We start from the raw sequence: 16,091 nt of genomic DNA on the forward strand, positions 1-16,091 counted from the left end.
GGCCTCGGCTTCGGCCAACTTGCGCGCCATCTCCCAGTGACGCTCCTCCTGGCCTTCGGGTTTACCTTCCGACTCCCAGATCTGGTAGGCGAATTCGCGGATACGTTTTTCCTCAGCACTCATCTCGACGCTCCTGATGACTCAGTCTGTTCTATGAAGAGATTGACGGGGAAGGCTTTGAGCGCAGTGCTCAGCCACAGCTCGTTAGAGGGTGTGACTGCGCCCTGGGCGAAAAGTCCCGTGCAATTGGCAGCGCACAAGGCGAACGGTAAAAGCACACGGGTATCGTCCCAGTTCTGTGCCGGGATCAAGGGTTGCGTGGCGTTGCCCAGCAGGCCCGAGGCCAGCCGCGGTACCACCACCACCGCACGTTGCGCCTCGCCGATACGGGCAAAGGCGAGCACCCGCTCGGCGTGTTTGCCGCGTACCTCCAGGGGTTGGTAGCGGCCGTGGCGAAACAGCTCGGGGTAGGCCCGGCGCTGCTCCAGCACCTGGGCGATCAGGGCCTGCTTGACCCGCCCGTCCTGCCAGTGCCCGAGCAGTTCGGCGGGGGGCAGGCTGTCGTCCAGGGCCTGGCGACGCGCGGCGTAGTCCACCGCGCGGCGGTTGTCCGGGTCGACCAGGCTCAGGTCCCAGCATTCGTTGCCCTGGTACAGGTCGGGCACCCCCGGCACGGTCATGCGCAGCAGGCTCTGCACCAGGCTGTTGAGCGCGCCCGGGCAGGCCAGGGCCTGCGCCGCCTCGGCCACCGACTGGCGCAGCTGCTGGCATTGCGGCTCCAGCAGCAGGGCGTCGATGAAGCGTGCGCAGGCCTGTTCGTAGGCCTCGTTGGGGGCGCTCCAGCTGCTGCGCAGCTTGGCCTCGCGCAGGGCTTTGCGCTGCCATTGGCGCAGGCGTTCGGCGTAGCCGCGCAAGGCCTGGGTGTCATCGCAGCGCAGCGTCATCGGCCAACTGCCGAGCAGGGTCTGGTACAGCAGCAGTTCATCGCCGGCACTCGGTGCCACGCCATCGGCCAGTTGTGTGCGCAGGGGCGAGGCCAGTTCACGCCACAGCTCCACGCGCTGGCAGAACCAGTGGCTGCGTTCGCTGATCACCGCCAGGCGTGCGCGGCAATCTTCGCCACGCTTGTGGTCATGGGTGGCGGTGGCCAGCAGGTTGTCGGGGAAGTGCGCCAGGCGTTGCTGGCAACTGGCATGGAAGGCCTCGGCCGGTGCGCTGAAGCGCTCGGCGTCGAAGCCCACGTCGTTGCGCGACAACAGCACCGCCGAGCGATAGAAGGCGGTGTCTTCGACGGCCTTGGCGGCGGTGGGCGAGGTCAGCTGCTGGAAGCGCACGCAGGCGTGGCGCAACTGCTTGCGCGCCCGCCCCGGGCCCAGCTCGCGCCAGGGCTGGCCGCCCAGCCAGCGCTGCAGGTAGTCCAGCAGCGGCCAGTCGGCTTCGCCCAGGCTCGAACGCGCATCGGCCAGGGCCTGCTGGAAGAACCCCTCGTCCATCGCCGGGCGCCCGCAGGCATTGATGTAGGTGCGGTACACCGGGTAGTGCTCCACCAGCGCCTGCAACGCGCGGCGGATGGCACCCAGGGTCAGGTCGCGGCTCATGATGTCGTTGCGCGCCACCTGCAGCAGGGCCTGGGCCACCGATTCGAAGTCGCCGGCCAGGCTGGCATTGAGCACCAGCTGGCGGGCCAGGCGCAGTTCCTCGACGAACGCCGGGCGCTCGCTCAGGTCGTGCCACAGCGCGGTCAGTTCGGCTTCGCCCTGCGGGTCATGCTGCAGCAGCGAGACCTGGTTCATGAATTCGTAGCCGGTGCTGCCGTCCACCCGCCAGTCGTCGTGCAGGCGCTCGCCGGGGCCGAGGATCTTCTCCACGTAGATCGGAAAGTGCTCGAGCGCAGCGCTCAGCGGCCGGCGTGGGAGCAGGCCGTCGACGCGTCGGCGCAGCTTGCGGCAGTAACCGCGCGGGTCGGCCAGGCCGTCGATGTGGTCGATGCGCAGGCCGTCGACCAGGCCGCGCTCGATCAGCTCGAACACCTTGGCATGGGTGGCCTCGAACACCGCCGGGCGCTCCACGCGCAGGCCGCCCAGCTCGTTGACGTCGAAAAAGCGCCGCCAGTTGATGTCGTCACCGGCGGTGCGCCAGCTGGCCAGGCGGTAGTGCTGCTGTTCGAGCAGTTGATGCAGGTGCTCGAAACCGCTGGGGGTGCGCCCGTCGAAGGCGGCCAGCACCTGTTCGATGGCCTGGCCGATGCGCGGCTCGCGGGCCAGTTCGGCCAGGGCCTGGTGCACCGCCTCGACGTTGGCCGGGGCGTGGCGCTGGCCCTCGAAGGCGGCAAAGCGTGCCCCCAGCTCGCTCAGCTCGGGGTGGCCGCTGACGCACAGGATGCGCGCATAGTCCGGCGGGCTGATCGGGAAGCGGTGCTCGTGGTGCTCGATGTGAAAGCGCCCGTGGCGGGCGTCGAAACGCAGCGGGATTTCCCCGGCCTGCAGCACCGCGCCATAGTCGCTGGCCAGGAACGGCAACAGCAACTGGCCTTTGAGCAACGGGTCGGGCGAATGCCACTGGATGTCGAAGAACTCGGCGTAGGGGCTGCGCCGGCCCCAGGCCAGCAGGTCCTGCCACCAGGGGTTGTGTGCGCCGCCCACGGCCATGTGGTTGGACACGATGTCCAGGATCAGGCCCATGCCGTGCTGGCGCAGCGCGGCCACCAGGCGTTCCAGCGCCGCCTCGCCACCCAGTTCGGGGCTCACCCGGGTCGGGTCGACCACGTCGTAGCCGTGGCGCGAACCGGGCCGCGCCTGCAACAGGGGCGAGGCGTACAGGTGGCTGATGCCCAGCCGGGCGAAGTAGGGCACCAGCGGCACCGCATCGTCGAGGCTGAAGTCGGCATGAAATTGCAGGCGCAGTGTGGCGGTGAGGCTGTTCATCGGTCACGCTCGAAGGCTTGTTCACGGGCCTGGGCCAGCAGCTCGAGGCGTCGCGCCGCATCGCTGTCGTCCAGCAGCTGTGCGGCGGGCAACGCGAAGCGGCGGCGCCAGTTGGGGTGGGTGTCGACGGTGCCGGGCAGGTTGGGTTGTTCGTCCACGCCCAGCAGGTCTTCCAGCGGTACCAGCACCAGCGGCGCGCGGGTATGCCCGAGCAGGCGCAGGCTGGCGTCGATCAGGGTGTCGGCTTCGCTGCTGGTGTCGCCGTAGCTGCTGTGCAGCAGGCGACGCAGGCCCTGGATTTCATGCTGGCGGCTGTCGCGCCAGTCGCGCTCGGTGATCGCGTCGATCGCCCCCAGGCGCTGGCCCCAGTCGATGTCGCGAGCCTGCAGCCAGCCTGCCAGCGGGGGCAGGTCGTGGGTGCTGGTGGTGGCCAGGGCGTTGTCGGGCCAGTCGAGGATGGGGGTGAACTGCCCGGGCGGGTCCTGCTCGAACAGCAGCACACGCATGCCCAGGATCGCGCGGGCCGCGAGCTTTTCGCGCAGGCCTTCGGGCACCGTGCCCAGGTCTTCGCCGAGCACGATGGCCTTGTGGCGCACCGACTCCAGGGCCAGCAGGCGCAGCAGGTCGTCCAGTGGGTAGTGCAGGTAGGCGCCTTCGCTGGGGGCGGCGCCCTGGGGGATCAGCCACAGGCGCTGCAGGCCCATTACATGGTCGATGCGCAGGCCCCCGGCGTGGGCGAAGTTGGCCCGCAGCATCTCGATGAAGGCGCGGTAGCCGTTGCGGCGCAGGCCCTCGGGGGAGAACGCGCAGATGCCCCAGCTTTGCCCCGATCGGTTGAGGATGTCGGGCGGGGCGCCGACGTGCAGCTCGGCCAGCAGCTCGTCCTGGCGGCTCCAGGCCTGGCTGCCGGTACCGTCGGCCCCCACTGCCAGGTCGGCGATCAGGCCCACCGCCATGCCGCTGCCGCGCGCCGCTTCCTGGGCACGCTCCAGGCTGCGCGCGATCAGCCACTGGCAGAAGGCATAGAAGCCGATCTGCTCGACGTGGTCGGCGGCAAACGCGGCAATCTCGGCGCTGCGCGGGTCGAGCCAGGCGGCCGGCCACTGGCGCCAGTCCTGGCTTTCGCCGCGTTCGGCGGCGGCATCGAGCAGCGCTTCGAAGCGGCAGTGGTCTTCCAGCGCCTGGCCGCCGGCGTGGCGAAAGCTGTCGAAGTCGGCGCGCTGCGGTTGCTCGCCCTTGATAAAGCCCTGGTACAGCGCCTGCAATATCTGCTGGCGTGCCCCGGCCGCCCGTGGCCAGTCGATCAACGGCAGGCCTTCGAGCTGTTCGAGCTGGGCCTCAAGGCCCAGGGCCTGGACCGTGATGCGCACCGTGCGCTCGTCGATCACCGCCTGGGGGCTGGCATACAGGCTGTTCAGAAACAGCCGGCTGGACGGCGAATAGGGGCTGTAGCTGGGGTGGTTGCGGGTGAACATGGCGTGCACCGGGCTGATGGCCAGGGCCGTGGCGCCACGCTCGGCGGCGCTGCGTGCCAGGCCCTCCAGTGCCAGGCAGTCGCCCAGCCCGCCGTCGCCCGGGCGGCGCAGGCTGTACAGCTGGGCACTCAGGCCCCAGCACCGTGGGTGCGGGGTGCCCAGCGCATCGGCCAGGCTGTAGCACTGCGCCGGGGCCACGGCCAGGGTGAAGGTGGTGGCGTCGATATGCAGCTGGTGATACCCCAGTGGCAGCCCTGGCGGCAGCAGGGCCTGGGCATCCAGCTGCAGCTGCTGGCGGGTGCCGTCCTCGTGCTGCACCTCGCAGCGGCTGTTGGCCGCGAAGTAGCGCGACAGGTCCAGCGGCTGGTGCTGGTCGACCGTCAGCAGTGGCGGCAGGTGACGGGAATCGTGGGCTTTTTCCAGGGCCTTGAGGCTGTTGGCGATGGCGATGTCGTCGGCGGCCGGGTGGCCAAGGGCGGCCAGGATGCGCCGCAGGACCGGTTCGCTGACACGCTGGGCGCGCCCGTTGGCGTCGATCCAGTCCACCGCCAGGCCAGCGCGTTCGGCCAGTTGCAGCAAGGGTAGGTCAGGCATGCACAGGCTCCGTGGGGCAGGAAGGGGTCAGGCTCACCACGCAGCTCAACGGCGGCAGGCAGGGTGGGCCCGGGGGCAGTTCGCAACTTTCGAACAGGTGCCGCTCGCGGGCCGGCAGGTCCAGGGCCAGTGGCTGCTGGCCGAGGTTGAGGTCGATGCGCAGCTCGCTGCCATCGCCCAGTTGCCAGCGGGCGCTCACGCCCTGGCCGTCGACCACCTGGGCGCCCAGGGCGCGGGTGCCCGGCAGGCGCGGGATGATGTGCTGGTGGCGCAGGTACAGCAGGCGACGGTACAGCGCCACCCATTGCTCGCTGTCCTCGCCCCATTGCGGTTGCGAGTCGAGGAAGGTCTGGGCGGCGTTCGGGTCGGGGATGCGCGCCCGTTGCTCGGGGTCGGCGAAGGCCTTGAACCCCTTGAACTCGGCGCGTCGGCCTTCGCGCACGGCGGTGGCAAGGTCGTCGTGGTGATCGGTGAAGAACAGGAAGGGCTGGCGGCACCCCCAGTCATCGCCCATGAACAGCAGCGGGATCATCGGTGCCAGCAACAGCAGCCCGGTGGCGGCGCGCAGGGCCTGGGGCGGGCACAGGCGCTCGAGCCGCTCGCCCAGCGCGCGGTTGCCGATCTGGTCATGGTTCTGCAGAAACAGCACGAAGGCACTGGGCGGCAGGTGGCCGCTGGCTTCGCCACGCGGCTCGCCGTTGCGGTCCGGCTGGCCCTGGAACACGAACCCCTGGCTCAGGCAACGCGCCAGCTTGTTCAGCGGCGCCTCGCGGTAATCGACGTAGTAGCCTTCCTGCTCGCCGGTCAGCAGCACGTGCAGGGCGTTGTGGCCATCGTCGTTCCACTGCGCGTCGTAGCCCTCCTGAAGCAGGTGCGCCTGGTTGCGCTCGTTCTCGAGGGTGAGCCACACCTGCCGGCCCGGTGCGGTGCTGGCGCGCACGCGGCGGGCCAGCTCATGCAGAAAGTCAGGGTCGTCGATGGCGTGCACCGCATCCAGGCGCAGGCCGTCGAAGCGGTAGTCGTGCAGCCACATCAGGGCGTTCTCGATGAAGAAGTCGCGCACCTGGCGGCGACGAAAATCGATGGCCGCGCCCCAGGGCGTATGCCGGTCTTCGCGAAAGAAGCCCTGGGCATAACGGTGCAGGTAATTGCCGTCGGGGCCGAAGTGGTTGTACACCACATCCAGCAGCACCATCAGCCCCAGCGCGTGGGCCTGGTCGATCAGCGCCTTGAGTTGCTGCGCAGTGCCATAGCTCGCTTGCGGGGCGAACGGCAGCACGCCGTCATAGCCCCAGTTGCGCTGGCCGGGAAACTGCCCGATGGGCATCAGCTCGATGGCGGTCACTCCCAGTGCGGCCAGGCGCGGCAGGTGCCTGGCCACGCCGGCGTAACCGCCCAGCAGGCCCACGTGCACTTCATAGATGACTGCCTCGTGCCAGGGGCGGCCCTGCCAGTCGGGGTGTTGCCAGGCATATTCGGTGCCCAGCACCTGGCTGGGGCCGTGCACGCCGTCGGGCTGGGCACGGCTGGCTGGGTCGGCGACCGACAGGTCGCCGTCGATACGGTAGCGATAGCGCGTACCGGCCGGGCAGGGCAGGCGCAGCACGAACCAGCCGTCGTCACTGCGCTGCATGGGTTGCGGGGCGGCGTTTTCACATTCCACCTCCACCTGCCGGGCATCGGGCGCCCAGAGGGCGAAGCGGGTGGTGTGGCTGTCCAGCATCACGGCCCCGTGGGTCGCGTGTTCCTGTGACCTGAAGGGCATACGGCAGTTCTCCTCAGCCTGCGTTGAGCGTGGCGCGCGTCACCAGTTCCTCGTACAGGTGGGCATAGGGTTCCACGGCCTGACACCAGTTGAATGGCTGGGTCATGGCCAGGCAGCGCATGGCATTGAGCAGGTGTTTCTTGCCGTATACGTAGAAGGCCCGCGAGAGTGCTTCGCGGTAGCTCTCCACGCTCGATTCGTCGAACAGAAAGCCGGTGACGCCATTCTCGATGGTGTCGGCCAGGCCGCCGGTGTTGCGCGCCACCGGCAGCGAGCCGAAGCGCTGCGCGTACATCTGGCTCAGGCCGCAGGGCTCGTAGCGCGAGGGCATCAGCAGAAAGTCGCTGCCGGCGAACATGCGCCGTGCGTCGGTCTCGTTGAAGCCGATGCGCACCCCCACGCGGCCCGGGAAGCGGCTGGCCAGCTCGCGCATGGCTTGCTCTTCCTCCGGTTCGCCGCGGCCGATGATGGCGATCTGGCCGCCCTGTTCGACGATGTACTCGGCCACCCCCAGGGTCAGGTCCAGGCCCTTCTGGTACACCAGGCGCGAGACCACGGCGAACAGCGGGCCGGTGGAGGGCTCCAGCTCGAACAGCTCGCGCACCTGGCTGCTGTTGGCCGCCTTGCCTTCCCAGTCGTTGATGCTGAAGCGGTGGGTCAGGTGGGTGTCGGTGGCCGAATCCCAGCTTTCGTCGATGCCGTTGGGGATGCCGCTGAGCAGGCCCTGCTGCGCCTTGCTGCCAAGAAAACCGTCGAGCCCGCAGCCGAAGGCCGGGGTGGTGATTTCCCGGGCATAGGTGGCGCTGACCGTGGTGATGTGGCTGGAGTAGGCCAGGCCGGCCTTGAGAAACGACAGCTTGCCGTAGAACTCCATGCCTTCCTGTTGCAGGGCGTGTTCGGGAATCGCCAGTTCCGGGCAGCAGCCGCGGCTGACCACACCCTGGTAGGCCAGGTTGTGGATGGTGAACAGGGTGGGGGTGTTCAGGCCGCGCCAGTGCATGTAGGCCGGGGCCAGGCCGGCAGGCCAGTCGTGGGCGTGCACCAGATCGGGCTTCCAGTGCACCATGCCCTCGCCCGCGGCGATTTCGGCGGCGGCCAGGCCCAGGCGGGCGAAGCGGATATGGTTGTCGGGCCAGTCACGGCCATTGTTGGCGCCGTAGGGGGTACCTTCGCGCTGGTACAGCTCGGGGCAGATCAGTACATAGATGACCAGGCCGTCGGCCAGGTCCATGCGCCCGATCTTGCACGGGGGCAGTGCGGCATGGCCGCCCAGCTCGCCCACCAGGTGGATCGGGTTGTCGCTTTCGAGTACCTGCGGGTAGCCGGGGATCAGCACGCGTACATCGTGCAGGTGGCGCATGGCGCGGGGCAGGGCGGCGGAGACGTCGCCCAGGCCGCCGGTCTTGACCAGGTCGGCGATTTCCGAGGTCACGAACAGCACCTTGCGCTTGTTCGGGTTGCGCCGGGTATCGAGGGCAGGGGCCTTGGCTGTCGTGACGATCTGGGAAGCACGCACCTGCGCGCTGGTATCCGGGTTGAAATGCTCTGCATGAGGTTCGACAGCGGCGCTGATCATACTTGTCTCCGTCCCTTGTTCTGCGGGCGTATCCCACCCGCTGCATGTCTGTACTGTTGTTCTCGCTATGTCATGTGATGCGGTGAAACGCCCCGGACACACGTGCAAGCGCTACGCCAGCCGGCGCTCCTGCCGATGGCGTGCTGACGAGTGGGGGGTGGGCTGCGCCTGGGTAACCAGAGTCGTTGGCCTACTTAGTTGCTGACCTACCGGGTTTGCAGAAGTTTCGACTATTTTCGATCGAGTTTTCCGGACGGTATCAGGTCGATTGAACAGTGTAGGAGAGGGGCGGGATAAATGTGACCCGTTGGTCATGTTTTGTGAATTGGCCGGCACAGGGGTGCACCGACAGCGAGCGTGCACCGCTCGAAGGTGACCCCCGATGGTGCGCGTGCCAGCCTGGCTGGCGAAACCGGCGCGGTGGGTGGCTTCAGCCGCTCATCTGCGCAATCAGTTGCCACAGGCGCTCATCGTCGAAGTTCTTCACCACCAGCTGCGCACCGGCCTCCAGCAGCAGCTGTGGCGCCTGGCTGGTCGACAGGCCCACGGTAAGGATCCCCGCGCGGCTCGCTGCCGTCACGCCCGGCACCGAATCCTCGAACGCCAGCGCATGGTCTGCCCTGGCCCCCAGGCGCTCCAGGCCGGTGAGGTAGGGCAGGGGATCGGGCTTGGCCCGTGCCAGTTCCTCGGCCACCAGCACATGCTCGAAGCGCTCGGCCAGGCCCATGGCTACCAGCATGTGCTGCGCATTGGCCCGTGGCGCATTGGTGACCACGGCCATGCCGATGCCGCGGCGCTCGGCATGCGCCAGCAGGCGTTCGAGGCCGGCAGTGGGCTGCAAGGTCGGCGACAGCGCGCGAAAGCGCGCCTCCTTGCGGTCGGCGAATGCCTCATGCTCGGCCACCGGGCGCCCGGGGAACAGGTAGCGGCACATGTCGGCGTTGGCCCGGCCACTGACGTGGGCGTCGAACTCGGCCTCGCTCAGTTCGCGACCCTGCTCACGCAGCAACTGCTGCAGTGCCTGCAAATGCAGGGTATCGGTGTCGGTCAGGGTGCCATCGAGGTCGAACAGCAGGGCTTCAAGCATGGGGCGCGGTTTCCATTGCACGGCGGGCCATCATAACCATTTTGCCGTGGCGATCAGCGGGGCTGGTCAGATAAACCCGAAAAGAGTACAAATGTGCTCCATGAACAGACTATCGCCCAAACGTGCCGCCATCCTGACCTTCATCCGCGACCGCATCGCGCAGCAAGGGCAGCCCCCGAGCCTGGCCGACATCGCCCAGGCCTTCGGTTTTGCCTCGCGCAGCGTGGCGCGCAAGCACATCCAGGCGCTGTGCGAGGCCGGCTTGATCGAGGTCACCCCCAACCAGGCGCGCAGCATCCGCCTGGCCGGTGCGCTGCGCCGCCCCGAGGTGCTGGAGATCCCGGTACTGGGCCAGGTGGCCGCCGGCCGCCCGATCGGGCCCGACGTGGACATCCACGAACAGCTGATGCTCGATGCGCACCTGTTCAGCCGTACCCCCACCTACCTGCTGAAGGTGCGCGGCGACTCGATGATCGACGACGGTATCTTCGACGGCGACCTGGTGGGCATTCACCAGCAGCCCGATGCCCGCGACGGGCAGATCGTGGTGGCCCGGCTCGATGGCGAGGTCACCATCAAGCGCTTCCAGCGCGCAGGCACGCACTACCGCCTGCTGCCGCGCAACCCGGCCTATGCACCGATAGACGTGGGGCCAGAACGCGACTTCGTGATCGAAGGGGTGTTCTGCGGCCTGTTGAGGCGCGACTGATGGGCGCGGTGGTCAGCCTCGACGGGCTGCTCGACGAGCGGCGGGTCTGGAAGGGGCGCCCGCTGGCCCAGCCCCGGGGCCTGCAACCCACCGGGCATGCCGCGCTGGACGCAGTGCTGCCCGGCGGCGGCTGGCCACCGGGTGCGCTCAGCGAACTGCTGCTGGCTGCCGAGGGCGCCGGCGAGTTGCACCTGCTCTGGCCGAGCCTGGCGCGCCTGACTGCCAGCGGCGAACGGGTGGTGCTGGTGGCGCCGCCGTTCATTCCGTACCCGCCCGCCTGGCTGGCAGCCGGTGTCGACCTGCGCTGGCTGTCGCTGATCCAGGCCTCCCGCGTCGAGGCCCTGTGGGCCGCCGAGCAGTGCCTGCGCTCGGGCAGTTGCGGCGCGGTGCTGTGCTGGCCGCAGCAGGTCGACGACCGCGCCTTGCGCCGCCTGCAGGTGGCTGCCGAAACCGGCCAGACCCTGGCCTTTGCCTGCCGCCCGCAGCAGGCGGCACTCAACCCGTCGCCGGCCGCGCTGCGCATTGCCGTCGACCTGCACCCGGCGCAGTGGCGGGTGCTCAAGTGCCGTGGCGGGCTGGCCCCGGCCACCCCGATCGCCATGGCCGGGCGAGGGTGATGGGCGATGCTGTGGGCCTGCATCCTGCTGCCGCAACTGGCACTCGACAGCGTGCTGCGCGGTCGCGACGACCCCCAGGCGCCGCTGGTGCTGCTCAGCGGCCCGGCGCAGCGGCGCGTGTTGCAGGCGGTCAACCCGGCGGCCCGGGCCCTGGGGCTGCGCGCCGGGCAGAGCCTGAGCACCGCGCAGGCGCTGGCCAGCAGTTTTACCTGCGTCGAGCATGACCCGGCGGCGGTCGAGCAGTTGCAGCAATTGCTGGCCGCCTGGGCCTACCAGTTCAGTTCGCAGGTCAGCCTGCATTACCCACGCACCGTGTTGCTCGAAGTCGAATCCAGCCTGGGCCTGTTCGGGCCCTGGCCGCTGTTCGAGGCCCGCCTGCGCAAGGAGCTGGGCGAGCTGGGGCTGCGTCATCGCATCGTGCTGGCCAGCAACCCGGTGGCGGCGCGCATGCTGGCCAACGCCCATGACGGGCTGGCACTGAACGACGCCCAGGCCACCCGCGCCGCCCTTGCGCAGATGCCCGTGGACCGCATCGGCCTGCCGGTGGAGGCCGCCACGGCCTTGTCGCGCATGGGCCTGCGCGACCTTGGGCAGGTGCTGGGGTTGCCGCGCGACACCCTGGCCAGGCGTTTTGCCGCCAGCGTGCAGGTGCACCTGGATCGCCTGCTGGGCCTGCGCCCCATGGCGCTGGCGTGCTACCGGCCGCCGGACCGGTTCGAGGCGCGGCTGGAACTCAACTTCGATGTGGAATCGCACCAGGCGCTGTTGTTTCCGTTGCGCCGGCTGATTGCCGACCTGGCGGCGTTCCTGGCCAGCCGTGACGGCGGCGTGCAGCGTTTTACCCTGCACCTGGAACATGCCCGGGGCGTCGCCACGCCGGTGGTGGTCGGCCTGCTGGCCGCCGAACGCGAGGCGGGCATGCTGTTCGAGCTGGCACGCGGGCGCCTGGAGCAGTTGAGCCTGCCCGCACCGGTGCGCAGCGTGCGCCTGGTGGCCGACGACCTGCCGGCGTTCGTGCCGCAACCGGGCGAGCTGTTCAATGCGCGGCCCCAGCAGCAACAGGGCTGGGAGCAACTGCGCGAGCGTTTGCGTGCACGCCTGGGCGATGAGAGCGTGCGGGCTGTGCAGGCTTTTGCCGACCACCGCCCCGAGTGCGCCTGGCAGGCGGCAGGCGGCGCCCCGCCGCTGGCCCGTGCGCCGGGTGGGCCGCCGCGCCCGGGCTGGCTGCTGGCCGAGCCGCAGGCCTTGGCGCCCGAGGGCCTGCGCCTGCTGGCCGGGCCCGAGCGGATCGAATCCGGCTGGTGGGATGGCGGCGATGTACGGCGTGACTACTACCTGGTCGAAACCCCGGCTGGCCAGCGCGGCTGGGCCTACCGGCCATTGGGCGAAGGCGGGCCGTTGTGGCTGCAGGGCTGGTTCGCATGAGCGTGGGCTATGCCGAGCTGCACTGCCTGTCGAACTTCACCTTCCAGCGCGGGGCCTCGAGTGCCCGCGAGCTGTTCGAGCGGGCGCACCAGCAGGGCTACCAGGCCCTGGCGATCACCGACGAATGCACCCTGGCCGGTATCGTGCGCGCCTGGCAGGCGGCCAGGGAGACGGGCCTCAAGCTGATCGTCGGCAGCGAGGTGCGGGTGCACGACGGCCCCAGGCTGGTGCTGCTGGTCGAAAACCTGAGCGGCTACCAGCACCTGTGTCGGCTCATCACCCTGGCGCGGCGCCGGGCGAAAAAGGGCGAATACCAGCTGCTGCGCGAAGACTTCGCCGGCCCGCTGCACGGCCTGCTGGCGCTGTGGGTGCCGGACGAGCCGTTGCAGGCCGGCCCCGGCCTGTGGCTGCGCGAGGTGTTCGGCGAGCGCCTGTGGCTGGCGGTGCAACTGCATCGCGGTGCCGACGATCAACAGCGCCTGCAACAACTGCAGGGGTTGGCCGCGAGCCTGAACCTGCGCGCCGTGGCCTGTGGCGACGTGCACATGCATGCGCGTGGGCGGCGCGCGCTGCAGGACTGCATGAGCGCGCTGCGCCATCACAGCACCGTGGCCGGTGCCGGGCAGCACCTGTTCGCCAATGGCGAGCGGCACCTGCGGCCCCTGGCGCAGCTGGCCGAGCTGTACCCGGCCCACCTGCTTGAGGCCACCCTGGAGATTGCCCGGCGCTGCACCTTCGACCTCGGCCAGTTGCGCTACCAGTACCCGCGCGAAGTGGTGCCCGAGGGGTACACGCCGACCGGCTGGCTGCGCACGCTGTGCGAACGCCAGGTGCCGTGGCGCTGGCCGGGGGGAATCGAGCCGGCCGTGCGCCAGACCCTCGAACACGAACTGGCACTGATCGCCGAGCTGGGTTACGAGAGCTACTTCCTGACCGTCTACGACATCGTTCATTTTGCCCGTGGCCAGGGCATTCTGTGCCAGGGCCGGGGCTCGGCAGCCAACTCGGTGGTGTGCTTCGTGCTGGGCATCACCGAGCTGGACCCGACCCGCACGCACCTGCTGTTCGAGCGCTTTTTATCGCGTGAACGCGACGAGCCGCCGGACATCGACGTGGACTTCGAGCACGAACGGCGCGAAGAGGTGCTGCAATACGTGTTCAACCGCTATGGCCGCCACCGCGCCGCCCTGACGGCCGTGGCCAGCACCTACCATGCCGCCGGGGCGGTGCGCGACATTGCCCGGGTGCTGGGGCTGCCGCCCGACCAGATCAACGCCCTGGCCGATTGCTGCGGGCGCTGGACCGACCGCATCCCGCCGCCGGAGCGGTTGCGCGAAGCCGGTTTCGACCCCGACAGCCCGCTGCTGCACCGGGTACTGACCTTGACCGGCGAGCTGATCGGCTTCCCCCGGCACCTGTCGCAGCACCCTGGTGGCTTCGTGATTTCCGAGCAGCCACTGGACACCCTGGTGCCGGTGGAGAACGCCGCCATGGACGAACGCACGGTGATCCAGTGGGACAAGGACGACCTGGACATGGTCGGCCTGCTCAAGGTCGATATCCTGGCCCTGGGCATGCTCAGCGCCTTGCGCCGCTGCTTCGACCTGGTGCGCTACCACCGCGGGCGCGAGCTGACCATCGCTACCCTGCCGCCGGACGATGTCCCCACCTACGACATGATCGGCCGTGCCGATACCGTGGGGGTGTTCCAGATCGAGTCACGGGCGCAGATGGCCATGCTGCCGCGGCTCAAGCCACGCGAGTTCTACGACCTGGTCATCGAGGTGGCCATCGTGCGCCCCGGGCCGATCCAGGGCGACATGGTGCACCCGTACCTGCGCCGGCGTAACAAGCAGGAGCAGGTGACCTACCCGTCGGATGCGCTGAAGAAGGTCTTCGAGCGCACCCTGGGCGTGCCGCTGTTTCAGGAGCAGGTGATGGAGCTGGCCATGGTGGCTGCCGACTATACGGCAGGCGAGGCCGACCAGTTGCGCCGTTCGATGGCCGCCTGGAAACGTCACGGCGGGCTGGAGCCACACCGCGAGCGGCTGACCCGGGGCATGCTGAACAACGGCTACAGCGTCGAGTTCGCCGAGCGCATCTTCGAGCAGATCAAGGGCTTTGGCAGCTACGGGTTCCCCGAGTCCCACGCGGCCAGCTTTGCCTTGCTGACCTACGCCAGTTGCTGGCTCAAGTGCCACGAGCCGGCGATCTTCGCCTGTGCGCTGATCAACAGCTGGCCGATGGGCTTCTACAGCCCGGACCAGATCCTGCAGGACGCGCGCCGCCACCGCATCCAGATTCGCCCGGTGGATGTGCAGCACAGCCAGTGGGACTGCAGCCTGGAGCCGGTGGGCGGCGATGAACTGGCGCTGCGCCTTGGCCTGCGCCAGGTGCGCGGCTTTCGCCAGGACGATGCCCTGCGCCTGGCACAGGCCAGGGCGCAGCGGGCGTTCGGCGATGTGGCCGACCTGTGCCTGCGTGCCGGCCTGGATGCGCGGGCGCGGGCGCTGCTGGCCGATGCCGGGGCCCTGGGCGCCCTGGCCGGGCACCGTTATCAGGCGCGCTGGGAAGTGGCGGCGGTGCAGGCGCAACTGCCGCTGTTCGCCGGGGTGGAGCCGCCCCGTGAAGCGCCGGTGAACCTGCCGGTGCCCAGCGTGGGCGAGGACCTGTTTGCCGACTATGCCAGCGTCGGCACCACATTGGGCCCGCACCCGCTGAGCCTGCTGCGCCGACGCCTGAATGGCCTGGGCTGTCGCAGTTCGCAGGCCCTGGAGGGGGCCGAACACGGCGATGCGGTGAGCGTGGCGGGGCTGGTCACCGGGCGCCAGCGGCCAGGCACTGCCAGCGGCGTGACCTTCGTGACCCTGGAGGATGAGTTCGGCATGGTCAACGTGGTGGTGTGGCGCGAGCTGGCCGAGCGTCAGCGCCGGGTGCTGGTGGGCTCGCAGCTGCTGCGGGTGATGGGTACGCTCGAATGCGCCGACGGTGTGCGCCACCTGATAGCGAAGCGCCTGGAAGACCTCAGCCCGCTGTTGCACGGGCTGGATGTGCGCAGCCGCGACTTTCGCTGATCACACCATCGCCAGGCGCTGCTTGCGGGTGGGCGGCGGGAAGGCGCGGTCGATGGCGCGCAGGTCTTCGCTGCTCAAGGTCAGGCTGGCCGCGGCGGCATTGAGCTGCACATGGCGTTTGTCCACCGCCTTGGGGATCGCGATCACGCCGTCTTCACGGGTTACCCAGGCCAGCGCCACCTGGGCCGCGGTGGCGCCATGGCGTTCGGCGATCTGGTTGAGGGTCGCGTTTTTGAGCAGGCGTCCGGCCTGGGCCAGCGGGCAGTAGGCCATGGTTGGCAAGTGGCGCTTGTGGCTGTAGGGCAGCAGGTCGAACTCGATGCCGCGCTGCTCGGGGTTGTACAGCACCTGGTTGGTGGCGCAGGCCGGGTTGTCCAGCTCGCGCAGGTCATCGGTATCGAAGTTGGACACGCCCCAGCGCCGGATCTTGCCGGCCTCGCGCAGGCGCTCGAAGGCTTCGACGGTTTCCTCCAGCGGGTACTGGCCGCGCCAGTGCAGCAGGTACAGGTCGATATGGTCGGTGCCCAGGCGCTGCAGGCTGCGCTCGCAGGCGGCGGGGATGCCGCTGCGGCTGGCGTTGTGCGGGTACACCTTGCTGACCACGCAGACCTGCTCGCGACGCCCCTGGATGGCCTGGCCCACCACCCGCTCGGCGCCGCCCTCGGCATACATTTCGGCGGTGTCGATCAACGTCAGGCCCAGGTCGATGCCGTGCTGCAGGGCGGCGACCTCGGCTTTCTGCTGGCCGGGGTCTTCGCCCATGTACCAGGTGCCCTGGCCGATGACGGGTACGGTGGAGTCGCCGAGTTCGAGCGTACGCATGGAAGGCTCCTGCAAAGTGGGGA

General features: G+C 69.3%; 11 protein-coding genes. 4 read left to right on the forward strand and 7 right to left on the reverse strand.

Translation table 11 applies throughout. The features are described 5' to 3' along the window. The 6 genes from JZZ72_RS17105 to JZZ72_RS17130 all read right to left on the reverse strand — a co-directional run. On the reverse strand, positions 1-123 hold a 123-nt coding region (locus JZZ72_RS17105), incomplete at its 3' end, for a DUF2934 domain-containing protein (protein ID WP_210014759.1). Continuing rightward, complete coding sequence (locus JZZ72_RS17110) at positions 120-2,924, reverse strand: malto-oligosyltrehalose synthase (protein WP_210014751.1); 2,805 nt, start codon at positions 2,922-2,924, stop codon at positions 120-122. The genes JZZ72_RS17105 and JZZ72_RS17110, both read right to left, overlap by 4 nt. Continuing rightward, positions 2,921-4,993 (reverse strand): 4-alpha-glucanotransferase, encoded by a 2,073-nt coding sequence (gene malQ / locus JZZ72_RS17115; RefSeq protein ID WP_054915393.1) that lies wholly within the window; start codon positions 4,991-4,993, stop codon positions 2,921-2,923. The genes JZZ72_RS17110 and malQ overlap by 4 nt, the downstream gene beginning before the upstream one ends. Next, on the reverse strand, positions 4,986-6,758 hold the full coding sequence (treZ, locus tag JZZ72_RS17120) for a malto-oligosyltrehalose trehalohydrolase (RefSeq protein WP_043862949.1): 1,773 nt from the start codon (positions 6,756-6,758) through the stop codon (positions 4,986-4,988). The genes malQ and treZ overlap by 8 nt, the downstream gene beginning before the upstream one ends. 13 nt (positions 6,759-6,771) lie before the next feature. Then, on the reverse strand, positions 6,772-8,334 hold the full coding sequence (glgA, locus tag JZZ72_RS17125; protein WP_210014752.1) for a glycogen synthase GlgA: 1,563 nt from the start codon (positions 8,332-8,334) through the stop codon (positions 6,772-6,774). Between the two features lie 430 nt (positions 8,335-8,764). Continuing rightward, positions 8,765-9,421: an HAD family hydrolase gene (locus JZZ72_RS17130; RefSeq protein ID WP_210014753.1), complete on the reverse strand. Its 657-nt coding sequence runs from the start codon at positions 9,419-9,421 to the stop codon at positions 8,765-8,767. A gap of 91 nt (positions 9,422-9,512) precedes the next feature. On the opposite strand from JZZ72_RS17130, the gene lexA reads away from it, so the two are divergent. Genes lexA through JZZ72_RS17150 form a run of 4 tightly spaced genes read left to right on the forward strand, consistent with a single transcriptional unit; the run spans position 9,513 to position 15,246 of the window. Continuing rightward, positions 9,513-10,130, forward strand: coding sequence for a transcriptional repressor LexA (gene lexA / locus JZZ72_RS17135; protein ID WP_043862946.1), 618 nt, complete (start codon positions 9,513-9,515; stop codon positions 10,128-10,130). Further along, entirely contained in the window at positions 10,130-10,747 is a 618-nt protein-coding gene (gene imuA / locus JZZ72_RS17140; RefSeq protein ID WP_043862945.1) for a translesion DNA synthesis-associated protein ImuA, read from the forward strand. The genes lexA and imuA overlap by 1 nt, the downstream gene beginning before the upstream one ends. 6 nt (positions 10,748-10,753) lie before the next feature. Beyond that, positions 10,754-12,172, forward strand: a complete 1,419-nt coding sequence (locus tag JZZ72_RS17145; RefSeq protein ID WP_043862944.1) for a Y-family DNA polymerase — start codon at positions 10,754-10,756, stop codon at positions 12,170-12,172. Beyond that, entirely contained in the window at positions 12,148-15,246 is a 3,099-nt protein-coding gene (locus JZZ72_RS17150) for an error-prone DNA polymerase (RefSeq protein WP_196932378.1), read from the forward strand. The genes JZZ72_RS17145 and JZZ72_RS17150 overlap by 25 nt, the downstream gene beginning before the upstream one ends. Here JZZ72_RS17150 and JZZ72_RS17155 read toward each other — a convergent pair whose 3' ends face one another. Continuing rightward, on the reverse strand, positions 15,247-16,068 hold the full coding sequence (locus JZZ72_RS17155; RefSeq protein ID WP_043862942.1) for an aldo/keto reductase: 822 nt from the start codon (positions 16,066-16,068) through the stop codon (positions 15,247-15,249). Between the last annotated feature and the right edge of the window lie 23 nt (positions 16,069-16,091).

The organism is Pseudomonas palmensis (assembly GCF_017848315.1).
Classification (GTDB): Bacteria; Pseudomonadota; Gammaproteobacteria; order Pseudomonadales; family Pseudomonadaceae; genus Aquipseudomonas; species Aquipseudomonas palmensis.

Bases quoted from the DNA above. Each gene is read 5' to 3' on its own strand.
- JZZ72_RS17145 (WP_043862944.1), top strand. From the start codon at position 10,754: ATGCTGTGGGCCTGCATCCTGCTGCCGCAACTGGCACTCGACAGCGTG.
- JZZ72_RS17130 (WP_210014753.1), bottom strand. From the start codon at position 9,421: ATGCTTGAAGCCCTGCTGTTCGACCTCGATGGCACCCTGACCGACACC.
- lexA (WP_043862946.1), top strand. From the start codon at position 9,513: ATGTGCTCCATGAACAGACTATCGCCCAAACGTGCCGCCATCCTGACC.
- JZZ72_RS17110 (WP_210014751.1), bottom strand. From the start codon at position 2,924: ATGAACAGCCTCACCGCCACACTGCGCCTGCAATTTCATGCCGACTTC.
- JZZ72_RS17155 (WP_043862942.1), bottom strand. From the start codon at position 16,068: ATGCGTACGCTCGAACTCGGCGACTCCACCGTACCCGTCATCGGCCAG.
- imuA (WP_043862945.1), top strand. From the start codon at position 10,130: ATGGGCGCGGTGGTCAGCCTCGACGGGCTGCTCGACGAGCGGCGGGTC.
- treZ (WP_043862949.1), bottom strand. From the start codon at position 6,758: ATGCCCTTCAGGTCACAGGAACACGCGACCCACGGGGCCGTGATGCTG.
- malQ (WP_054915393.1), bottom strand. From the start codon at position 4,993: ATGCCTGACCTACCCTTGCTGCAACTGGCCGAACGCGCTGGCCTGGCG.
- glgA (WP_210014752.1), bottom strand. From the start codon at position 8,334: ATGATCAGCGCCGCTGTCGAACCTCATGCAGAGCATTTCAACCCGGAT.